General features: G+C 54.9%; 21 protein-coding genes. 10 read left to right on the top strand and 11 right to left on the bottom strand.

Features of this window, described 5'->3' with window-relative positions:
• Positions 1–22: 22 nt before the first annotated feature.
• The 5 genes from P0648_RS08200 to P0648_RS08180 all read right to left on the bottom strand — a co-directional run bounded on the left by P0648_RS08200 (position 23) and on the right by P0648_RS08180 (position 5,580).
• Positions 23–622 (bottom strand): hypothetical protein, encoded by a 600-nt coding sequence (locus P0648_RS08200; RefSeq protein ID WP_276247761.1) that lies wholly within the window; start codon positions 620–622, stop codon positions 23–25.
• Between the two features lie 134 nt (positions 623–756).
• Positions 757–1,812, bottom strand: coding sequence for a hypothetical protein (locus P0648_RS08195; RefSeq protein WP_276247762.1), 1,056 nt, complete (start codon positions 1,810–1,812; stop codon positions 757–759).
• 99 nt (positions 1,813–1,911) lie between these two features.
• On the bottom strand, positions 1,912–2,280 hold the full coding sequence (locus tag P0648_RS08190; protein ID WP_276247763.1) for a hypothetical protein: 369 nt from the start codon (positions 2,278–2,280) through the stop codon (positions 1,912–1,914).
• Between the two features lie 1,467 nt (positions 2,281–3,747).
• Positions 3,748–4,125 (bottom strand): hypothetical protein, encoded by a 378-nt coding sequence (locus P0648_RS08185; protein WP_276247764.1) that lies wholly within the window; start codon positions 4,123–4,125, stop codon positions 3,748–3,750.
• A 459-nt stretch (positions 4,126–4,584) separates the two neighbouring features.
• Positions 4,585–5,580: a DUF368 domain-containing protein gene (locus tag P0648_RS08180; RefSeq protein WP_276247765.1), complete on the bottom strand. Its 996-nt coding sequence runs from the start codon at positions 5,578–5,580 to the stop codon at positions 4,585–4,587.
• A 321-nt stretch (positions 5,581–5,901) separates the two neighbouring features.
• On the opposite strand from P0648_RS08180, the gene P0648_RS08175 reads away from it, so the two are divergent.
• The 3 genes from P0648_RS08175 (at position 5,902) to P0648_RS08165 (ending at position 8,012) form a co-directional block, all read left to right on the top strand.
• The gene (locus P0648_RS08175) at positions 5,902–6,471 is read left to right on the top strand and encodes a hypothetical protein (protein WP_276247766.1); all 570 of its coding nucleotides are present in this window, start codon (positions 5,902–5,904) and stop codon (positions 6,469–6,471) included.
• A gap of 148 nt (positions 6,472–6,619) precedes the next feature.
• A complete protein-coding gene (locus P0648_RS08170) occupies positions 6,620–7,456 on the top strand; it encodes a hypothetical protein (protein WP_276247767.1) in 837 nt (278 codons plus the stop codon).
• A 67-nt stretch (positions 7,457–7,523) separates the two neighbouring features.
• Entirely contained in the window at positions 7,524–8,012 is a 489-nt protein-coding gene (locus tag P0648_RS08165; RefSeq protein ID WP_276247768.1) for a hypothetical protein, read from the top strand.
• Positions 8,013–8,449: 437 nt separating this feature from the next.
• Here P0648_RS08165 and P0648_RS08160 read toward each other — a convergent pair whose 3' ends face one another.
• The gene (locus P0648_RS08160; protein ID WP_276247769.1) at positions 8,450–8,710 is read right to left on the bottom strand and encodes a hypothetical protein; all 261 of its coding nucleotides are present in this window, start codon (positions 8,708–8,710) and stop codon (positions 8,450–8,452) included.
• 215 nt (positions 8,711–8,925) lie between these two features.
• Here P0648_RS08160 and P0648_RS08155 point away from each other — a divergent pair, with 215 nt between their 5' ends.
• Entirely contained in the window at positions 8,926–9,399 is a 474-nt protein-coding gene (locus P0648_RS08155) for a hypothetical protein (RefSeq protein ID WP_277503486.1), read from the top strand.
• A 325-nt stretch (positions 9,400–9,724) separates the two neighbouring features.
• The gene (locus P0648_RS08150) at positions 9,725–10,204 is read left to right on the top strand and encodes a hypothetical protein (protein WP_276247771.1); all 480 of its coding nucleotides are present in this window, start codon (positions 9,725–9,727) and stop codon (positions 10,202–10,204) included.
• A gap of 209 nt (positions 10,205–10,413) precedes the next feature.
• Here the strand turns inward: P0648_RS08150 and P0648_RS08145 are convergent, their stop codons facing one another.
• Positions 10,414–11,169: a hypothetical protein gene (locus P0648_RS08145; RefSeq protein ID WP_276247772.1), complete on the bottom strand. Its 756-nt coding sequence runs from the start codon at positions 11,167–11,169 to the stop codon at positions 10,414–10,416.
• A 325-nt stretch (positions 11,170–11,494) separates the two neighbouring features.
• On the opposite strand from P0648_RS08145, the gene P0648_RS08140 reads away from it, so the two are divergent.
• Positions 11,495–11,986 carry a hypothetical protein gene (locus tag P0648_RS08140; RefSeq protein ID WP_276247773.1) on the top strand — a complete coding sequence of 164 codons (492 nt, stop codon included), beginning with the start codon at positions 11,495–11,497 and terminating at the stop codon, positions 11,984–11,986.
• A gap of 340 nt (positions 11,987–12,326) precedes the next feature.
• On the top strand, positions 12,327–12,854 hold the full coding sequence (locus P0648_RS08135) for a hypothetical protein (protein WP_276247774.1): 528 nt from the start codon (positions 12,327–12,329) through the stop codon (positions 12,852–12,854).
• A gap of 302 nt (positions 12,855–13,156) precedes the next feature.
• On the opposite strand, the gene P0648_RS08130 is transcribed toward P0648_RS08135, so the two are convergent.
• Positions 13,157–13,867 (bottom strand): hypothetical protein, encoded by a 711-nt coding sequence (locus P0648_RS08130; protein WP_276247775.1) that lies wholly within the window; start codon positions 13,865–13,867, stop codon positions 13,157–13,159.
• 954 nt (positions 13,868–14,821) lie between these two features.
• Between P0648_RS08130 and P0648_RS08125 the strand changes: the two genes are divergently transcribed.
• From P0648_RS08125 to P0648_RS08115, 3 genes are all read left to right on the top strand, one after another.
• Complete coding sequence (locus tag P0648_RS08125; protein WP_277503483.1) at positions 14,822–15,286, top strand: hypothetical protein; 465 nt, start codon at positions 14,822–14,824, stop codon at positions 15,284–15,286.
• Between the two features lie 125 nt (positions 15,287–15,411).
• Complete coding sequence (locus P0648_RS08120) at positions 15,412–15,732, top strand: hypothetical protein (RefSeq protein WP_276247777.1); 321 nt, start codon at positions 15,412–15,414, stop codon at positions 15,730–15,732.
• Positions 15,733–16,257, top strand: coding sequence for a hypothetical protein (locus P0648_RS08115; protein WP_276247778.1), 525 nt, complete (start codon positions 15,733–15,735; stop codon positions 16,255–16,257).
• A 52-nt stretch (positions 16,258–16,309) separates the two neighbouring features.
• Here P0648_RS08115 and P0648_RS08110 read toward each other — a convergent pair whose 3' ends face one another.
• The 3 genes from P0648_RS08110 to P0648_RS08100 all read right to left on the bottom strand — a co-directional run bounded on the left by P0648_RS08110 (position 16,310) and on the right by P0648_RS08100 (position 22,203).
• Complete coding sequence (locus tag P0648_RS08110) at positions 16,310–17,572, bottom strand: hypothetical protein (protein ID WP_277503478.1); 1,263 nt, start codon at positions 17,570–17,572, stop codon at positions 16,310–16,312.
• Positions 17,573–17,936: 364 nt separating this feature from the next.
• A complete protein-coding gene (locus P0648_RS08105; protein WP_277503477.1) occupies positions 17,937–20,987 on the bottom strand; it encodes a hypothetical protein in 3,051 nt (1,016 codons plus the stop codon).
• Entirely contained in the window at positions 20,977–22,203 is a 1,227-nt protein-coding gene (locus P0648_RS08100; protein ID WP_277505852.1) for a hypothetical protein, read from the bottom strand. Before P0648_RS08100 ends, P0648_RS08105 begins: the two co-directional genes overlap by 11 nt.
• Between the last annotated feature and the right edge of the window lies 1 nt (position 22,204).

The raw sequence follows: 22,204 nt of genomic DNA, 5'->3' as shown, positions 1-22,204 counted from the left end.
CGCTTTCAATAGGCGTGGAGAATTACCGATCCAGTTCTGAAACCTGGAGCGTGAATCCCCACGTGAAGTGTTCACCACGAATTGTATGCTGTGACTTGAACCGATAGGTTCCGACAGGGAAACACCCCTGTGCTGTCCAGTCATCCACCACGATGAGTTGGTCGGTGTACGTTTCACCCGGGGCAAGCGTCTGTGTCGGCGTTTCTTCAGTCGTCCACGCCAACTCTCCCGTTTGCTCGCCGAGTTCTGGTCGTGTAAAACACTCTGGAGAGTAATTGGGTGAAGGACTGTCTGGTGCTGAAAATGAATACAAGAGAAGGCCTGGCGCTCCCGCCCACGAACTCGCCCCTTTGTAGTACGGCAGCTGAATGCTGACCTCGCTCTCTCCCACGTTCGTCATCACTGTCTTGAGGCGCGCGGGGGCTTGCGCGGTGATTTCCGCTCGTTCAACCGCGATCGAAAACTCCACACCTGTCTCCGAGGGCACGGCAGCAACGCCGGCCACGCTGACACGCTTTTCTGTGGGGTTCTGGTTGGAGGTGCCGGGTGTGGCAGAAGAGATACACCCCGCTGAGAGCGTGAGACCCACCCCAATCGATTTCACCACCAGACGACGTTCCATACTGACATCTAAACGGCCCAACAATACGAACATTCCCCTTGTCGAAACCTGAACCTACAAAATAGGATGGGTACGACTGAAAACGTGCCCGACTTGCTGAATCCCAGACGTGTAAATCTTGCTTTAATCGGAATCTACAGCCCCAGAACCACGAACGCGACAGTGTAACTGGCCGATACTAACGCGAAAAAGACAACCCATTCGACTACGGCGCGACGAATCGACTGCCGGGGGGCAAACCCAGTGGCCACGCGGTTCAGCACCAGCAGGACGGATGTACTCGTCAGGACGAAAAACACCGGATAAAACGTGAACCGGGACTCCCACCGACAGACGTACAGCGCCCCCATCGGTTGCTGGGTTATCTCCACGAGCACCTCGCTACAGAACGTCACCACCAGCGACGCATACCCCAGCGCTCCCAGAAGGAATCCAATCACGCCGACACTGAGAACCACGGCGTGCCGCCGCCGAAACGAAGCCCCCACCTGCACCGACTCCTCGGGATCGACCCGATAACACCACCCGAGAAACGTTCTGACCACGGGGAGTCGCCGAAGCGCCACGACGGTGACGCCCGCAGCCAGCAACCCACCGCCGACCACCACCAGAAAGAGCGAACCGAGAATCACGATGACCGTGACTGCGATCCAGCCTCCGACAACCGCGCCAAGTCCGACGACGAGCAGGCTCCGTCCGGTAACGACGTCCTTGCTCAGTCGCTCGCGTGCGACGAGGACGAGGAGGCTCGCGAACACACCCATGATCACGGTGAACCCGCCGACTAGGCCCAGCCCCCAGATGATGAATACCTGGTATATCAGGAGATTGCCTTCCGCGTCCCAGACTCCCGTTCGGATGGCGTCAAGGGCGAGGATGAACACCCAGGCGACGGGGTGGACCAGCACGCCGGTTATCAGCCCGACGAGGCCGCCGCGCTCGCGGGTCAAGTGCCCGGGTCGCTCAAAGAGCAGCCACCAGCTGGTTCCGCCGACGAGTCCCGCGGCGAGTCCAGCAAGCAGGGGAAACTCGCGGGTTGGAAGGCCGAAGCCGCCGTAGAAGATAGTGAAAATCGGTGTCCTCGTCAGAGCAGCGGCGGCAAGCCCACCGACCGCTGTAAATATCGCCGTGGCGAGCAACGCCCAGCGGAGCGTCTTCGGGTTCGTGCGGGAGTGTCTGGGCCGAGCCACTCGTCATGTAAGCCGGCCAAGACTATTAGTAACGGACAGCCTATCGCTCGCGACGGCGGGTGTGAGTGATACCGTACGCACCTTCGGAAAAGTTCGTGGCTATGATGCGTCAGCAATCTTCACTGGAGCAGTTCCTCCTCGTCGTGAATGCAGTGTAATCAGCAAGCCGAGACTCCACAGTAGCTTGGGGACAAACTCTACTAGACCAGGGACTCCAATGAAGGTCACTAACGCATCACTCACGGCACCGATACCAAGTAAACTGGCTGCCAAAATGGTCCACGCTCCTCTCCCATGGCGATAGAGTACTTCTATTGCGAGCGCGAGTAGTCCTACTACGAGCAGTTGGGTAATAAACGAACCAGCAATTCTCTGCGAGGCAATTAGGTTGACTGTGATGTCCACCGCACCCAGAACAATGAGAAAGATGAGAAGCACTCCTTCTTTTCGACTTTCTTGCTGATTCATGCTCTATTATTGGTAATGAAGCATGAATGTTTTGCGGTGATTTAACATTAAGGTTTAATAGAATGGTGTCGGGTTTTTATACGGTATATGGCGGTGACCTATTAGTAACGGACAGCCTATCGCTCGCGAAAGCGAGTGAGATTGGGATGGGGAATACGATGTACGAGAGTACGGACTCGAATCTTCAAAGGAATAATCTCGTCTTTCTGTGAGAGCCGCCGTCGGCGCTAGCTCACGTAGCTCGGTTCCAGTGAATCGATGTGTGTATTAGTCACAGATCGCTTCCCCGATTCGGTGCGACGGATAGAACCCTTGATTACCGAAACGTACTTTTCTTGGTTGGGTCCACTACTAGTATGTCATTTGACGTGTTTCTGCGTAACGGCTGGCTAGTGCTGTTTCTGCTCTTAATTGCTGGAGGTCTTTTTGTCGGCGTGTGGAACCAGCAGGATATACGAAACTGCCAACAAATGGCTGAAAATGAGACTGGAGGCGTTGTCGAGTGTGTGGATTCATTCTCGGACGTAGTGCACTATGGGTCGATGGTGAGTGTCGTCACTGGCGTAATTGGCGTCCTTTGGAAGCTAGTAAACTCAGTAAAATAACGGGGACACTCATCCAGACACCACGCAGTTCGCATCCGACACCTAGAACAAACAACGATTGCTTGCCACGACACCCTGTAGGTTCCGTGCGTGCCGTCTGACAGCAGTCAGGGAGGCAACAGCGGTCATGCTGCATAATATGCACGCTGGTCAGGGGCGAGTCAGCACGGTTGACCCAGTCGAATCGTTCGAGACAGAGTGTGGATTGACCACTTCGAACAGTCCCTGTTTTCAAAGGAACGTATTTCTCGCTGTAGTTGAAACACAGTGTATGGTTTCCTATCTGTCACTTGTGGTGGGGATATTTGCGCTGTGGGTTGGCTGGACATTCTATGCAACCCCCCAAACCGCCTTTCGGAGACGTCACTGGCCGTTTCATCCAGAAGGCGATGGACTGACTGAAGAAGGTGAGTACTCCTACCGTGTACTCGGGGTGTTCTTTCTTATTACCGGTGCGGGTCTCGTGCTGTGGGGAGTACTCGCCTGAGTGTCTTCGATACAAACACCACATTCAATAGCTACTGATTCAGCGATCAGCGCGGATTCACCTATCGGCTCGTGTATCGTCTGTATCTAACGTTCAGGAAGCCTGTCGATCGTATGAATGAGCCAGTCGACAGCGATTCATGGAACTGCTTTCACCAGTATCGTGAGCGGACGAATGCGCCACATGTCCATTTGGGACGAGAGTTCACCGTCTTTCTCTACCTGAGCAGACCGAATAGGATAGCAGCCAGTCGAGTAATCCATGCCTTGTGGGCAACCAAAACTCTTGGTTCTTGATGAGCTGACGAACAATTTTTCAAGGACTACCGCGCTACTTTGGGTTAGAAACTCAAATAATCGGAACGTTTACGCATACTCAGTACGCCGCGAAGCCGATATCGATGTTACCCTCATAGATGGTCATGACAAGAATACAGTCACACATCGTGAGTTCTTCAGACCCATCGAGACCACCAGTTGTGGATGCAGAAATCGCATAGGTCTCGTCTATCAAGAGATCAGTATCAAACACTTCAACTTGGCCGGGGTCAAGTGTGTTTTCTGCCTCAAAAACGGCACCATCTTGAGCTGAATTGGCCTCGGAAATTGTAATCGTAATGGTCGCAGTGTTCTTTGTCCTGTTTGTCACTTCGAGTCGTTTGTGGGCTTTCACGTCTGATGAATCGACTAGCGAGAGACAGCCTGCGATGGCTGGAATTCCTGCGGCAGTGCCGAGGAGAGTACGCCGATTCATAGGTACAAAGAATCATAAAGCAGCCAACAAATATTTTCTGGAAAGCACGTGTTGGGATTGATAGTATAATCAGTTTGAGCGGTATTCACCCCGACTTTTCCGGTGTCACACATTGCTATTCACTTGTATGGGTATCTGTGGAAATCGTCAGTTCGACGTATTTGCTTCAAAAATAAGGGTAGTGGAACCCGATTGTGGCACCGACTATAGCGATAAAGGACATAAGGACGTCAAGCTGTGGGCGTCCACTCTGAGCCTTTAGCAACGATTTGAATTGACATCGTGATACTAAGGCGCTCTCTCCACAATCACTCAGAGTAGGGCCTAAGCGATGAATTTAGAGCGTATCCCTCCACAGAAAAAGATGGGTGAAAAGGTCATCACAACTCTTCAATTGGGTCTCGATTAGTCTTCGCCTGGTACTTCAGACCAGAATCCTATCCCAAGCAACAAATCACGCTAGAGTGAGTCGAAATCGAGGTCGACCACGTACCAATCGAGCACCAGAACGATACCGACACCGACCACAGCAGACCCCACGAACACTACGCCGATCGCAGGCGAAAAGCCAACCGTCTCAGCCACGCGCGCAACCGGTGCTCTGAGCGCCCCAACGACCATCATCACGAGAAACGCCAGTGTCCCTCGACGATGGGCGGCCAACGCCCACCGAATCAATCGAGAGACAGACACCAATCCAGTGAACCCACCAAGCACGAACACGAGGACCTCAACTCCGGGTTCGGTCAGACGAGCAAGCGACCCGCCCAACAAGACCGCAATTAGTGCATCGATGAACCCGCTCAGACTGGTCGCCATCCGCGTGTACTGACCCAGTATCACCAGTAGCAAGGACCCAGAGATGCCGGGGAGTATCATCGCACTCACGGCGACTGCTCCCGCGATGAACACCGTTCCCAGCCCGCCACCACCCAACAGCGCGGGCGTCCCCGACAGCATAAAGGCGAGGATAAATCCGAGTCCACCCGCAGCGGCCTGCACTGGTGTTTGGATGCGAAGGGTTCGAAGCAAGATGAGTGCGGAGGCGGCGATGAGGCCGAAAAAGAACCCGTATAAGAGCGCAGGATACGCCTCGCTTGCGTGATGGACGAGGCGAGTCACCACGACGATGGCGGTGGCCATCCCCGCACCGAGCACGAGGACGAAGCCGGCATCCACCTCGTCAGCGAGCGCACGAATTCTGTTGAAAACCCCCTCGCGCTGCGTATGTGGTTGAAGGAGCGTGTGAAAATGGGTTAGAGAGAGGCTGCTGATGGCGGTGATGAGGCGTTCGTAAATGCCGGCGATGAGGGCGACGGTGCCGCCTGAAACCCCGGGGAGGGCGTCGGCGATGCCCATGCACAGGCCGATGGCGTAGGTGCGTCGCCACTCGGGAGAGGTCTGACTCGACTCGGTCAGAGTGCGTGTTTCGGTGTTTGGTGAATCGGATACCATTGGGTGAGGTACAGTGCTTCGCGGCGTTCTGTTAGCTAATTGACTGTATTTGGCTTAAGTTCTCAGTAGCATACCACCGTTCTGTGATAACAAGATCCCGTCACAAGCGCTGAAGTAAATGAGAGCACCCAGTGATCAGGGGTGGATTATCGAGAGAAACATCATCGACACGTGGGGCAAACCAGTCCTGACAGTATCACTCGTGCTGGAACGCTCGTGTGCTAAGCTAGTGGATCCACCGATCACTTCTGTCAGAGAGGGTGTTTTTGATTGGTGTCACTGAGGGTGAACGTACTTGACAATGTAGATTGTGCGCTATATATGGCCGATACGAATCGAATTGCAGGGGTGATCGGTATGATCGGGGGGACACTCTGGGCGCTAGTTCCCTTCCTTGACGACCTGTTCCCGTTCTACATGAAGACCCTTGCAATCATCCCTATCCTTCTCGCGCTGGCAGTCTACGGAATTTGGTCCCAGAATAAACACGATATCTCGCGTGTCGACATAGCCCCGCTGATAAGCGGCTTCGGGCTGTTAGCAATCGTCGCACTCTGGTACGCGACCATCTCCACCGGCAATGTCGCCGCTACCTTTGCAATCGGTATTCCTGCCCTCATCGGTCTGTTGTTTATTGGGATTGGATCAATCCTTCTTGCATATCGTCTACGAATCGTTCGAGGGCTCCCTCGCTGGATCGCGTTCTTGTTCGCACTCGCACTACCGACCGATCCTTTGTTCAATGCCGTTGTAACACCCGTGATTGGTGGTGGGATATCTCTCTACGGGCTCGCGTGGATAGTCCTTGGAGTCCACCTCTGGCGAGATAGTCATCCCGGGATAGAACAGAGTCAGTTCAATGAGAGCCAGTCGCTGTTGTGTTATCTTTGACGGGTAACCCGGATTCCATCGCTAGCGTTTCACTGACTGTTCCAACCCGGATAGCTCAGAACAGGGCCGTTTGGTTTAGAGAACGTAGCTCAGTCGTCAGAGGAACGTATATCTTCAAACCGATAGTAGAGGACGAATACGGACGACGATGTATTCGTGGAAAGTGGGCCCGAAGGAGTCGCTACTTGTACGGGGACTACTGTACGTTGCAAGTGGTTTGCTCCCGGCATATCTGATTGTATTAGGAGTGAATATTCTCACGATAGGTGTATTTTCTCCTGAAATCCTTGCGATTGGCGCTTTAATTGGCGTTCTATTTTCACTCCTCCTTACAAGGACCATACTTGCCCTTCGGCACTCACCAACCCATTGGATACTCACAGAATTTCGCAAGGTGATGAACCCGATCTTGTTCGGCGTTTCGACCGTACTTGCAACGGTAAGTTTGGGAGCGCTTTTTCAATGGGGAATATCGATTCATATCGCGTTTTTTGTGCTGTGCTTCACGTCTTTCTGGCTGGCAGGACTCCTTAGCTCACAAGGCTCGATCGATCCTCACGAACAGACGCTTAGCTTCGTCACCCACACACACCATGAGATTGCTTTAGATTCAATACGAAAGAGAAGACAGCTAGTCATTGGCAACCGAAGCTACAATGTACTTACCTTCCAGCGAGATGACGATGTGCTCGTCGACAGGGTTCTCATGATTCCGACTGACATCCTCCCCCAGATGGCGTCCCTTCTTGCGACCGAGAACGCAACTCCTGCTCGCTCACCACTCTCGAAAACCTCTATTTCAGTTCTACTCGCTGGGCTCCTGGTCTTTGGGACGCTTGGGATCGGATTCTCAATCATCGTGTATCTGGGAAGTGGGTCAGTGATTGGGGCAATCCTCATCTCAGCAGTTCTGTTCGGATTCGTATTGTTCTATTTCCTCCTCGCACACTTCACGAACTTCTTGTCCTCAACCTCCGCAAAATAAGTGGTTGCGTTGGTCCCCTCAATGGTCTGTACATTATTTGCTTGTCTCCCACGAAGAGGCATAGAAGATGGAATGGTCCACCGCCCAGTTTTCGTCGAGGCCCGCCGACTCTCGCCCGGTTCGGGTTGCCTTCTACGTCGGAGAAGGCGCGATGGCCGGTGCCCTTCTCACCCTCGCCATTTTCGTCGGCCTCTTGCTCAGACGCCTCATTTTGTCAGGATTGCTTGCTGAGTCCAACCTGCTCGTGGCCGGGTTCATTGCGGTGGTGTTCTTGTTGCTCACCGTGCGGTCGGTGTGGGCCGTCCGGAGAGCTGGCCGTGAGTCGTCGTCATGGGTTTACGACGAGTGGAGCGAACTCCGTCAGTGGCGGTGGGTGCTCGCGGTCGCACTCCTCGTCACCGGAGCGCATATCGGGCTTTCAGCACTCCTGTTGACCCAGGCGGGGGTTGCGGGACTTCAGGGAATTAATGTACTCGTGTTTGGCACCTTAATCGCGGGGCTCCTCCTCCGACTGCTTGTTCGACGGAAGATAGAATCAACGGTGGACAGACCATAGATGGAGAACGAGACTGGGTGTCTGAACGAGTATTTAGATAGCAGAAGTGGAGGTGGGGTTGGTTATCGTCGAACGACCGCGAGACCGAGCAGAATCAATCCAACCGGGAGCATGACAGGCCCAAGCCCCATCGTACACTCCGACCCGTTCGTACAGTAACTGATGACAACGCCAACGAAGCGAGTGACCTCAATCCCGAAGAGTGAGACACCCTCTCGTCCGCAGTGGTCCGAGCACGACGTAAAAAAGAGAGCAGGGCTCAAGAAAACCAATATACCGCCAGTCACACCCAATATCCACTGTTTCATTCCGCTCCGTAAAGTGGGTTGCAACCGGTAAAACAGCTGTGCCGGCCTGTTCTATGGAGACTTCAGTCAACTCTCATGCGGTTGTGCTCCTGAAGACCCGGATATCAGCTCGATGCAGCCGATGTGGGCCTACGTCGATTGAATGCGGTTGCGCCAGAGGAGGGACTGGGCGAGACCGACCAGAACAATACCGGTGAGCGCGAGAGAAACGCCGCCGAACAACTCCAGCAGACCGGGTTCTTCACAGGCACCGCCAGCGACGTCACCTTCGTGGGTGTCGATACAGGCTGGTGCAGCATAGTCCTGATACACGCCCCAACATACAAGCAAGACGCCAACCAGAATGAGAACTACGCCCAATCGGCGAATCGCATAGAACGTAGAAGCCATTCGTGAGGATTCTCGTACTTCCGCATAGACTTTCTGCTTGAGTGATAACATCAACACTGGCTCCTTTTTGAACCTACGGTATAGAGCCGCACTACAAATGGGGCGCGAGGTTGAACACTACTTGGCTTCTCCAAGAGGACTAATTAACTGAACAACATATCCAAAGATAGTGAATGACGAGAAGTAATCCGCAAAGCTCGCGGCGGGGAAGCGGCATGATCTTTGGCTGGGTGTTGGCTTTGATCGGTGGCCTCGGAGGAGTCGTCGCGTCCGCACTCACTCACCTCGGCGTGATACTTTTCACGTTTACACAGATATACGCCTCTCAACTAGAATACGTAGATCATGCCGTAGGAGATGCTGGAGTTGTGCACTTCGTCCTTATCCTGGGAGGTATCTTCTTCGTAGGAGTGTCAGGAGCACTCCTGTCTCTCGGGATCAGGTTGCTCCAAAAACATTCGGATAAGACGTTTTATGATAGCGACTCGGTGAAGAGTGACTTTCTTGGCGTGGGCGAATCCGCGTTTATTCTCGGCCCTTCACTGACCGGCGTGGCGGGTATTTTTGTTTTTGGAGTGAATGCGATTTTACCCAGCTTGCTCGGCGCTACGATCGTGTATTGCATAGGACTAGGCTTGATGTTCCGATCCTACTGGCCTGCCATTCATCCGAATCAACCACCTGCGTAGTAGGGATTGTTCGCTCGGGTGAAGGCGCAGAAGTGCATGTGCTGATTAGCTGCCCTCTTGCGTGTCCAGGGTTTAGAATCGGGATGTGTGTAACCTGCGAGACGGCAGAAGCTAGGAAATTGGCGTCGCCGTCGTCAAGGTGAATAGTCCCTCTGCCTGTCGCACGTCGCTTCTGGCAGAGATTGGGTAGCTTTCGGTGAGGCCGTGCTGAATTGAGCGCGCGCATGCAGCAGGGTCGTTACTCCAAGGGAGGGGGACCACAGTCGGGACCTCAGGGAACCGTCCTTACAAAGGGTCATTTGTCCCAACCACCTACGTAACGTGAATGCTTGCTACGCTCTCCGTCGAATCAATCAAATTGGAGGACTCGAAATTCACCAACGGAGAGCCCGTTTTCACTATCATCGCAGAAGTACCATCAGGACTGGTGATGAGGCTATACGAAGCGGACCACCTTCACATCCACTGGATCCGTCCGAATATCACTGAGATATGTGTTTTCGCCCATCCAATCGCGGGAGTCAAGCGACGAAGCACGGTCACGCCCCACATAGAACGCCCAGCCGCTCCGATGTCGGAGTGGTCTTACGACCTGTACGGAACGATTGCGAAAGTCAACGTATCGGATCCACACAGTGACCGCGAAGGCTTGTATCTACTTGATGTTGGAGAGGGAACGATTCTCGTCGATTCATCGCTCAGCGAGTTCCTTCCTGCGTCCGAACCTTCTCTGTCAGTTGGAGATGCGCTCTTCATTCCGACCTCCCGTGTCGATATCTACGAAGACCAACCGCTGAGATGCTAACCAAAACTCAGTGGGTGAGGTTGGGCTGATTCGTTTGTACGGCGGGTTGAACTCGAAACGCAGTGAATAAAGGGCAGGCTCTTTGCTGAACTCTTCCTCTAAGTTCAGCATGCCGCTTCTGACAGGGACTGGTGAGGTTTCTACGACTGTGCTGAATAGAAAGCGCATATCTTGCAGACGCACCTTCACTACGATTGGTGGCGTCTCTCTTATTCAGTCGGCCCAATTGCTAATTCGCGTACAACATCGTCGGAGAACCGATGGTCGTCTGTTCCTGTTTCAAGACTCTCAACGCCGGATAGATTATAGATGGACCGAAGGAACCGACTCAATCGCTTACGGTTCTCATCTCCAATCTCCGTCTCCTCAAGCCAGATAGCGGTATTAGACCGAATTTCGAGGTCGTAATAAGACTCAGTACGGTCGGAAAATCCCCGTCGGTGGTGTAGCTCAATCTTGATTGGATCAATGGATGGTGGTTCATCGACTGGAACCCCGTCCTCGAATGCGCGGTAGCGATCTGAATCGATTGAGATCCAGTGGTCGCCGTCTGCCAGTCGAATATGCGTATCTCCGCGCAGCAACTTGACCATCCGAATGTAGGGCAGTGTTCCATTTGGGCACTGGAATCCTTCAACGAGGGCCATGAGGTCGCCGTAGGTGATTGGATTGTCTGCCCGCACCGCGAACCGGTCCTGATGAGAAGGAGACAGGAGGTGTGTTCGCAGGCGCTTTGTTGCAACCGTCTCGAACGTGTCACTGGGTTTGACCTCCGGCGGGAAACATGAGATCGGCATATCCACCTCCATAGGTCTGTACAGTTCCTCCGCTGCGTCAAGCACGGTTCGAAGATATCCGAGCAATTCGTCGGTGACGTCTGAAGCCGTATCAGCGTCAGAGCGTAACCTGAATCTCCATGAGATTGCCTCTGGTGTAGGGGAGAGGATATCGTGGTTTCTCTTCATCAGAATTTGTCTGCTTAAGCTTGATGTAGCGATTCACGTCAGCATCAAGCGTTGGTAACTCTACATCCTGTCGATTGATAAAAATATGTGACTATAGTCGAAAGGCGTTGAATCTGTAGTTGCTGATATGCTGAACTCACCCTCTGTATCTCGCACGGCACTTCTGACAGGGACAGGGTAGGTTTCCACAACCGTGCTGAACTCAGAGCGCATATCGGTCAGATGGGTCGATGCAACGTTACACCACTCGAATCGTTCGATACAAGGATGTACGTCCAGCTCCTGTTGCGAGAGTTGATTGTATTAGAACACCAATCTCGTGGGTATGAAGATTGAATTTCGCGAATCGGAACATCGCAACCCCATCGAATCGTATGTCTCCTTAAGCGAATGGGAGATGGAGGCTCGAATTCTGACGGATGAAGGGCCAGTTGAAGCATTTAACGAGGGGTATTTTGATACCTGGATATGGACATTTTTCATCTCGTGTTTGGCTTACCTTCCAGAGATATTGACGGGGGAGGAAGTCAAGATTCAACCAGACGACAACCCGTGGGATTTGGTGGTTCGCTCCAGCGAGCACAAAATCGAGCTATTCATTGACACGGGTGTACGTGGCGGTCGCGGTTCAAATGCCAAGGTTTCACGCTCTGAATTTGCGGAGGGAGTATTCGATGGGACAGAACGATTCCTCACATACATTCAATCCGCTCGGCCCGATTGGGTAGGCTCCCGTGATTATGAGCTTCTGGATAACGTATTGATGCAGAGAAAAGAATGGTACAACTCGGTGTTCTCGCGGGATGAAATCCCATAGACGGAATCAATGGTACGTACACTTGCCTATCGGTTGAGGTACGAATCGCGTGCTGCATACACCCTCTCTATTCAACACGCACCTTCTGACAGGGAATGGGTGGGTTTCTACGACCGTGCTGAACTCAGGGCGCGTATCATGCAAACCACCGGTGGAGATCTCCGATGTTGTGACCGGACATCCAAGCAATACGAAGCAACTACCAAGATGATATACCGCCAACATCAAGAACAGAATGGGTACTGATGTGTACGGCGCAATCGAAGCTGACACCCAACATGGGTGGGTCTATCTTCAAGCGCTACATCCTCTTATTGGCCGTTCATACAAGACGTTCGGAATGCTGTTCGACGTCCGAAACACTACAGGATTCGAACCAGCGTTCTCCTATCGGGGTCTCCCGTCCGAAAAAGAACGGTCTCGAGAATTAAATCAGCAGATAGAAGAATTTCTGGATGAAGAATACTCGAATAATGAAAGGCATCACCACAATCTGGACGATGAATTTGCGGAGTACCGTCCATCATATTTCTTTCTGGATGAGATACTCGCCATCGAGTGGAACGAACAGTCGGACCTGCTCGACGACGAGTACAGTTTCCTGAATAAGAACAAGGAGCCGATCGGGTACAAGTCCAGACACCCTGGTGGATCTTGGAAAGATATTATCGAAGAATACCAAGCCGAGTTGGACAATGGGAACGCCGTTCCCGCACCTGATAGGCAAAGTTACATTCAGCGTCGAAAACTCACCCGGCGCGAGGTGATTTCAGATGACTGGGAATGGTTGATTTTCGACCTACTCATGGCGTATGGCCGCAAATTCGGATACAATAGCGTTCGAGTTGTTGTCTGGTTCGAGGGATGAATGGTTTCGGGCGCTGTTTGAATCGGGAATAGGGACTCCGGACAACACTTTACGAGTCTGGTGATGACTGGTTCTGTGGCTAACGTTCTGCTGAATCTAGCCTCTAAGTCTTGCACGGCGTTTTTGACAGGAACGGGGTAGGTTTCTGAGGCCGTGCTGAACTCACGGCGCGGATCGGTCACTGGACTCCCTATCGCAACAGTTGAGATGACACGTACAGAGGAGTACGAACCGACGAATCGAAACTGCCGCTGCGTATGGCGCAACGGAGTATTCGCGGGGGTATTGACGACGGTTTCGCCTCACCCTCCAAGTAGGCGGCGGATGCTGCTCATAAATCCGGAGTCAGTTCCATCTTCTGGAACCTCTTCGGGCGAATCGTACGCTGTTACCTCGCCAGTGTCTGTATCGACGACGGTTACGCGGTCAAGCCCACGCTGTTCTGTGCTTGGGGCGGTTGAGGCATCCCTCGTTCCGTGTTCGGGAGGAGTGGCTGCCGGGTCGTTTCGAAGAAATTCGAGGCCAGAGTCAGTTGGTTCGATTCCCGTAGCCTCATGGAGTTCTTCGACGAACGAATTGAGCTCGGATACGAAATCGAATGCAGCTGGGTGAAATGCGATTTGGTTGGTGGGAGACTGGGCGGAGTACGACCGGAACCGGAACTCGTGTTTCATCGCGAGTGCGTACATAACGTCCTGCCCGCCGTAGCCGTCGATACCCCCGAACTGGACTGCCGCGACTTCATCGTCCGCACCCGCGTTTGTATCGATGATGAGCGTCACGTCAGTCGCGGTTTCCGTTCGCCCATCGAACGTAGCGATAGCTGCTCGCTTCCACAGGTGCGTCGTCTCGTGGACGATATTCTCTGCCTTCCCCATGACCGTCACATACAGGTAACGGTCAATCCACGCATAGTCGGCACCTCTTTCACCGCTGTCTGTTTCGACCTTCGCGAACGTGGATTCCTCTTCCGTTGAGAATTCAACCGGGTGGTTCTCTTTAAACCACTCCATCAGTGTCTCCCGAGCACTCACGTCATCACACTCGAAATTGTAAACTGTCCAACTGACCATCAAGAGTCTTACGTCGTTATCTGATAAGTATGTAGTGTTGACACAAGGTGTCAGGGAATTTCCGACACCGTTCTCACTTCAGAAGTGGCCATGTCTGGGATATCCACCAAAGAATGAATTGTATACTGAACGCCTGCTGAATACACCCTCTGAGTCAGTCACGTCAGTTCTGATTCAACCTAAATGATTCAGCCCGACTTTGCCGAACTCACAGCGCAAATCGGTCAGAAGGTTAGATCTGAATCGCGACATTCAGTACCAACAATTGCCGCATCAATCACTCGGCGGAAAGGCGCTAATTGGATAAATCAAAACGAGTCAGTGCCAGCGATAGTTTATTGTTGTATTAATTATACTACACACTGTGAATGAGCCACGAGAATCGTCGTCGGACAAACAAGTGAGCAGCAGGTGGTGGATACCTATCGGCATGATTGTCGTGATTCTCCCGATAATGTCGCTGGCTGCACTCGTATTGCCACCTGACGCGTTCACGTTACTCCTAACTGGTCCGTTACTCATTGTCGGGACCATCCTGAATCTCCTCTCACCGGTATTCGTCTATTTCGATAGTCGCTACCTCACGACCGCTTCGGCGTGGGAGCCATCATCGAAATACTATCTGATGTTTCTCCCGCTAATCGGGTACGTACTCGCCATTGTGTACATTTACAATCGACACAAGCATCTAGGGATCCCGTAGGTCTCCGACGTGCACCTAGACTGGAAGATTACTCCGGAACAAACAGATTTGGTTTGCTGCATACACTCTCTTAGTTAGTCACGTCAGTCCTGATTCACCCCCGAATGATTCGGCGCGACCGTGCTGAACTCACAGCGCGAGTGTATCATTCTTCATAGAAAGTACTTATTGCTCATTGACTATATTGCCGTATGAAGCGCCGTGCCCTCCTCGCACTGCTCGGGGCGACTGCGACTGCTGGTTGTTCGACTGCCTCGGGACTGTTCGGCGGCGAGCAGTACGTCGGACTCGGTGGCCTCGAAGTCGGCAACTTTGACGACGAGCCACACACCATCACGGTGCAGGTCGACGCCGATGGAGAAACAGTGCTCGACCGAACGCTCGAAACCGACGCCCGCGCAAACGGCATCATCGACGGTGGTGAACTCCCGTGTGTTTGGCGCGACACGTTGGGACCGTACGTCGTCCGGGCACGGCATGAGTCGTCTGACGGATGGGTCGAGACGGCCCTTGACGACGGTAGCGACCAGTCTGAACTCGTCAAAGCCTCCGTCTGCGTCGGGTTTCTCGATCAGAGCGACGAAATCGAGGTGCTCTGGCTGAAGGGCGATGTCGAGGACTGTCGGGCTGTCACGCCGACCACCACCTCTGGCTGAGCCGAGATGAGAGGTGGTGATATACCCACCCTCTACGTTCAGCACGGCAATTCTGACAGCGTCTGGCCAAATCAGGCACGATATGCGAGGGAAGTGGTTTACCACTGCGCTCACAATGTACACACATGAGTTCCGACTCGGAGAAAAAACGCGTGCAGTTCCGAGCGCCACGAGGGCTGGTCGATCGCGCCGACACCCTCGCCGCGGTATTCGAGACCGACCGAACAGACATCCTCATTACGGCCCTTCGCGATTACCTTCGAGACGCATCACACTCCGACGAAGTGAAACAGGAGATTGCCGAGGCCTACTACGACGATGACATCACCTTCGCGGAGTTGAAAGCCCTCGTCGGCCACGAAGAGGCGGCGAACTTCCGCCTCCTCAAGCAACAACTGAGCGAGGCGTTCGTCGACGAGGTGGCAGAGGAGCTGGCTGACGGCTAGATGGTGCGCATCGTTGCCGATACGTCCGCCCTTGTTAGTCTCGGGACCGTTGCAGATACCACACCGAACCCGCTTGACCTCCTTCTCGACGCACACGACATCCTCCTCCCCGAGCAGGTCATCGACGAACTCACCGAGACCGCATCCTACGACGACCCGTCGGAAGAGGCAGCACAGGCCATACTCGACCGCCAGGCCGCCTTCGACGTCCGCAGTGTTGACTTGGACGAGACGTTTCCGCTCGATGACGGCGAGAACGCGGCTGTCACGCTCGCGAACGAAGTGAATGCGGTCCAGTTGCTCTGTGACGAGTTCAATCGATTGGCGCTCGTGCATGCATCACTGGTAGATACTCGCCTCGTGACGACGCCAATCGTCCTCACGGCGCTCGTGCGGAACGACGTGCTCTCTGCGGATGCTGCTGAGGAGTTCTTGGAGACGATGAGCGAGGCTCGGAGCTGGTCTGCGAACACCTACGTCGCACGGGCGAAAGCCACACTGCACCAGCAACGAGATGATGGGTGAGACGGGGCGAGTGGACCGCCCGTAGCTCTACGTATTAGGCACCGACAAGGCACTACTCCACAGTCCCGCTGAGAAATCGCTTCGTGCGGCCTAAGAGTGACGAACTCTCTGACTCGGCCTCGTCGCGGACGTCAGTCTGCGGAGATTCAGCGCCACTATGAGTCGATGCATCCGCGTCAGTTCGAGCGGTTTGGGTCGTTTCCACCTGTTCGAGCTGAGCTTCGAGGATGTCGATACGCTCGGTCTTGTCCTCGAGTGTTGCTTCGAGTGTGGCGATCCGGTCTCGCAACATCTGATTCTTCTCTACGAGGTACACTCGGCTGCGCTCAGCACCGGCACCGACATCACCGCCGGTACCCGGTGTGCCACCCTCTGGTTCAGACTCCGCCGTCGACGCTGGCTCGTAGAACTCCGACGTCGTCGCAACGGCTCGCTCAATCGTCTTCTCACCGTATGTCGAGCCATCCGCGTAATGCACATCGTCCCACTTCTCGCGCATCAATCCGGACTGCTGGAACAGCTGCTCCATCCGCCCAGCCTCGCCACCAGTCCAAAACGCCAATAGGCAGCACAACGCCATATCGGCTTCTGAGTGGCTGTCATAGCCGGAAATACGACCGTTCCAGAGCCGATTAAACTTCGCCCCGTTCGACGCGGTCTGTGCTTTTTGAAGGAGTTCCTGGTCGTTGAGATCGACATCGACCCTGGGCCCAGACTCCCCGCCAGCGGCACCAGAACGATCTGCCTCAATCGTCGAATCGGATTTGGACTCCTCAACGTACTCGCTATGAATCGCCACAAGTGCATCCTGCCGGGTGGCAACGCGCATGGGAGTGACGTCGACGTGGTCGCCGGTGACGGTGAAGAACCGAGCCGTGTCGTACAGCTCGACGCTGCCCCGCCGATTCCGGCCGTCGGGAAGGTCGCCGACGATGAGTACATGGTAGCCCGTCCCGGACGGCGAAACCTCTGTGTAGGAATCGAGACGCTCGATGATATCCCGTGCGGTGTCGTCGACGTCTCCGGTCTCCGGATCGCGACAATCGTCGAGGTCGACACCAACGATTGGGTCGTCGTCGGTGAAGACGAAGCCCACCCCAGCGGCCTTGCCGGCCTCGACGTAGTCACGGGCTGCCTCAAACGATTCCCACGTGTCCGGGTTCGTCGCTGACGCGAACACCCCTGTTCCCGGTGTCACCGGAATTTTCGTTGGTTTCCCATCGCGTGCTTCGGCTCGCCAGCACACCCACTGGTCGCGTTCCTGGAGCATCTTCGGGATGACTGCCGCGTCGATGTCAGGGTCGTTGTTCGTCATCGAACCCCTCCACTGGAAGATGGTGAAACCAGTCGCCAGACTACATCAACTCTCTGAGGTAACCGTCGTCGAAGAGGGGGGTTGTCCCCTTGCTGCATCACCTCGTCCTTTTGCGGATGCAATCTAGTATGTATTAGTTGGTAATAACGCCGATACTGGTGGGACAGTATTCTCGTAATGCGATTTTGTCGGGACATGGTTGCGAGGACAACTTCGATGAGTGGCCGAACTGCTGGGACAGCAACCGAAAGTGCCGTATTCTGACGCATAACGGGCATAGAACAGAAGATACCGCAGACTGGTCCGAAGCGATTGACGGAGTCTGTGGCACCGCCGCTCTCCTGCATCAGAATTTTGTCAGATATCATTGGTTGAGGAATGTGTGACCGTCGGGTGTGAGCTCGATACCGACATAGAAGCGCACCCGCTCGCCATCCTCTCTGCGCCGTTCGGTGTCGAAGTCAACGGCCTTCCCAAGCTTCCGTGTGAACCAGCCCTTGCTCGTCGTGCCGTCGACGTCGTGTTCGTCGAGCCAGGAGGAGTACGCTTGAAACAGAACGTCTTCTGAGACGCGTGAGCCACTGGTTTGTCGCACGTACAAGGTAGCGAAGACTTCCACAGCATCGTCCTCTGCATCGCGATCCAATGAAGGGGAAATATCGCCGTCGGATGCCAATTCGTCACTCGGTTCGGGATGCGCCTGGAACGGGTCGACACTGGTGGGCCAGAGTTCGCCGTGATCGAGACAGTCCGATAGTGGATACGTCGATTCTTCTTGATAGAGAGCTGGTGAGCCGTCTTCTGGGAGAATCAGGATGAGATAGTCTTCACGCGAGAGGGCGGGGAATTCCTCGCATGGGATGAACGGGCGTTTGAGTGGGATCCACTCGGCGTCGAAGTCGTCTTTCGAGTCGTACCGTTGCGTCTCGCCAGGTGTGTAGACGGTGTATTGTTCGCTTTCTCGGTCGTAGCTGTAGTAGGCCGGGACGCTGTCTTTCGAGAGAGTATCGCCCTCTGGGATTCGAGCGAATTCTGTTTCGCCATCCGAGAGAACACGGTCTCCGTCATCGCGGACCCACACAGTTCGATTCGAGTCGGACGTCCGGGGACGGACGGCAGTCACGCCACCGTGGGAAGTTGCGCCACCGCCGAAGGTCACAATCTCGTCGCGGTTGTAGAACAGCTCAGTCCCATCCGCAAGTTCACGCAACGGTGGGGAGCAGATGTTCTCGACACGTGCTGCTTGCTTGGTTGTCGAGTCTCCGGGACGAACAACGAAGATTGGGGCTTGGCCTGCCTCGTGAGCACGGCTGAGGTTCTGGAGGACTTTCGCTGGGCGCTCGGGTGTCGTTGTCTCAGATTCGATGGCGAAGTCCGTCTCGAACTCGGGGTGTGTCGCCGTGGCATCGGGTTGGGAACTCCCATCTTGCTCGATGATACTGACGCTGAATCCGTGTTCGGTGAGTATGGTCTCTGCATCAGCGAGCAGTGCGTCGTGAGCTGTGTCGCCAGCTGACCGGACAGCGCCGGTTTCGGGACGAGCTGCATCCTCACCGGCATCGGAGAGTCGAGTGACGACAGTATCCGCTTGGAGGTCGATATCGGTCTCAATCAATCGCGACGTATCGCGGATATCCGGGAGATCGACCGGGTCGACGTTGAGGTTCGGGTGGTCTTCGTCAGCAGATTCAAGCCGCACGATGAGTTCGTCGTCGACGGTAGTAACGTCAACCCAGCCGTTATCAGCGCGAACGCCTTCCCGAATCTGGACGGCGCGAATTGCCTCCGCCATCGTTTCGGCCAGTAACTTGTCGGGGTTCGCGGCATCGTTCGAGTCGCTGTAGAGCAGATTCTGTAGGATCTCGGCATCAGTCAGTGGGTCAGTGCCGTACTGGGAGAGACTTTGTTCGATGATGTCGTCGACAACGTCGGCTGACCGGAGCGGTGGGTACGGCGGGAACGACTGGAGCAGAACTGGGTCTGAATACCGACCGCCACCAAGTGGGAGTTTCGTCCAGGCTTGATACTGGTCAGTGGAGATGAGGTCTTCGGCGGAATAGCCCTGAAACCGTTTCATCAAGAGCCGGGCGTCGTCGACGTCGTTCACCGAGAAGGAAATGAGTGTGTCGCAGTTGTTCTGCATCGACTTGAGCGTCCTCTCATCGAATTGCGATGGGTACTGGGAAGCCAGCGTGACCGAGAGGCGCATCGATCGGGCGCGGGCAAGCATCGACTCGATATCGAGGTTCTCACTCGCGATGTCGTCAAACTCATCACAGAGGACGAAGTATGGATCCGGGTCGGTATCTTGCCCGTAGGACCGGTGCTGGATGGCACTCCAGAGATTACGCATCACCCCGAGGGTGACCATCTTCTTGATGTCCGTGTTTTCAACGGGCGTAGAGACGATGACGATGCGGTCGTTAGCAACGATGTCGCGGAAGTCGATGGTGCTCTCCCGGTGGGCGATAATCCGCCGGATAACGGCGTTCTCCACCCACGACTTGATTCGCTTGAGAAGTGGTCGTACGGTCTCGTCGTCCATTTTCGCGATTTCGAGACAGAACTCACGCACGTAGGGGTCGTCAACGTCAAGGGCGAACTCTTCGCGCCGCTCGGCGTTCAACAAAGTGAAGTACATATCGATCACCGAGAACGGTTTCTCCGACTGCATCATCGCCCGCGCCATCGACTCGGTAATCGACTCCATGTTCACGCCCCAGTACTCGTCCGTGTCGAAGATCGCTTTCAGGTTCTCGATGCGATTCTCAATCTCATTCTCACGCTCTGTCGTGGTGGTGCAATCAGGCAGTTCGAGGAAGTTGAGCCCGATCACGCGGTCGTGTTCGACCGACCCGGGTTCGATCCACACTACATCGTCGAGACGGTATTCGGGGAGCATTCGCAAGAGTTCACGGGAGTCACGAGCCTTCGGGTCGACGTAGACGAAGCCATAGCCGGCGTACGCCCACTGGACCATCATGTTGAGCAGTGCAGTCGTCTTGCCGTAGCCGGTCGTGCCCGTAATCCAGATGTGCCGGAACAGCGAGGTGAAGCTGAGCGGGGCTTCGCGGAATCCCCGATGAGCGTCCTCGTCGTACCCAATCCAGAGTGGCGCACGAGTGGTCTCGGCACTTGCCTCGAACATCTCACGAACGTGTGATCCCGCGACGATGCCCTCAGTCTCAGTGTCTGCGATGATGGGTTTCCCACCGACGGACGCGGAGTTGGTGACTGAGATATCGTACGACTCTCCGAATCGTGAGCGGAGAGTCGCGTCTGGCACGGAGGACGAGCCCGTTGCCGTGGAATCGACTTCGGGGACAACAGGATCGCCGCCAGTTGGAGTGACGTCTACTGGTTCTGTCTTTGGTTCGGAGGACTCGTCACTCCCGAAGAACTGTTCAAACATCATCCTCACCTCTCTGTCTGACCCCGCTCCCAGTGAGGTCTGGATTGGAAACGAAGGGGTCGAACTCGCTCTCGTCAGTTAGCTCTCGGCGAGGGTCATCGTAGTGCGCTCGCGTCTGGTCATCAAGCCGGACACCGTCAGCGGCGGACGTGGGCACAGAGAATGCAGGGACGTCAGCAGGTACGCCAACACCGGCAGCGGTTCGTGACCAGTCGACGGTGGGGTTCTCGACTTCCTCGTTCGGGAGATGGACCAGTCCGGTGAGTTCGCGTAGTGTGAGGACATTCCGCCGCCCCCAGAAGGTGCGTTTGAGTCGACTGGTTGGAGTGAGCGCACGCATTCCTGTGGCCTCAAGGACGGCCGGAAGGTGAGAGGCAGACGAGTATCGAGGAAGGAATCCTTGATTGGTGTGCTCGTGGTCAAGTGCGGTGACCGCGTCGGCAACGCGGCTGAGTCGGTGCTCAGCTGTCGAAGCGTTGGATGCAGCGGTTACGACACGGATAGTCGTCGCGAACGCCGGGCGACCGAGTTGCGCAACAACATCGTCTGCGGCTTGGGTGTCGTGTTTCGACTGGAACACCTGGGGATGCAGATATCCTTCGACCGTTCCCTGACGGCGTGCTTCTGCGATGTGTGCGACGTTGCCACCTCCGAACCGGCCAAGCAGCCCCCGGTTCGTCCACGTCTGGGTGACTGGCATGAACACGACCTGGAGGATCGCCGTCTCGTCGTCTCCGCCGATGAGTCGAGAGAGGATAGTCCGGTATGGGTCGTCATCGAGCGGCGGTCGGGAGTCGAGGTGTTTGACCGGGTAGGCCGCGTTGTGTCGGAGTTCGAGGTGGCAGCCAGCGACGTACTGTCCTGGCGAGATGTCCGGAAACCCCGCGTCGGTAATCTGCTGTGTATCGCTGTTGGGATAGTGTGCGTTGACGAGAGCAATCGCGTCCTGTGGGTCGGGTGCACGGAGATAGAACTGGAGTTTCCCATCCGTGAACCAGATTTCAGCGGCGTAAACAGGTGCGTTTCCTCGATGAAGCGACCCGGCGGGCGCGGTATGGAAGTCTCGGAGGAATCGCGGCCCGGCTGCAATCCCGTCGGTCTCGGGATAGGGTCGAACGCGTATCAGTGGTTCATCGTCGGCCGCTTCGTGAATTCGTCCGAGGAGGTTGGGTGTGAGTTCGATGCTCGTCGGCGTTGCTGTCGTGGTGGTTGGGTACATC

Source organism: Haladaptatus sp. DYSN1 (assembly GCF_029489995.1).
GTDB lineage: Archaea > Halobacteriota > Halobacteria > Halobacteriales > Halococcaceae > QDMS2.
Note: the sequence above shows the minus strand (reverse complement) of the source record. Positions and strands in the feature narration are given on the sequence as shown.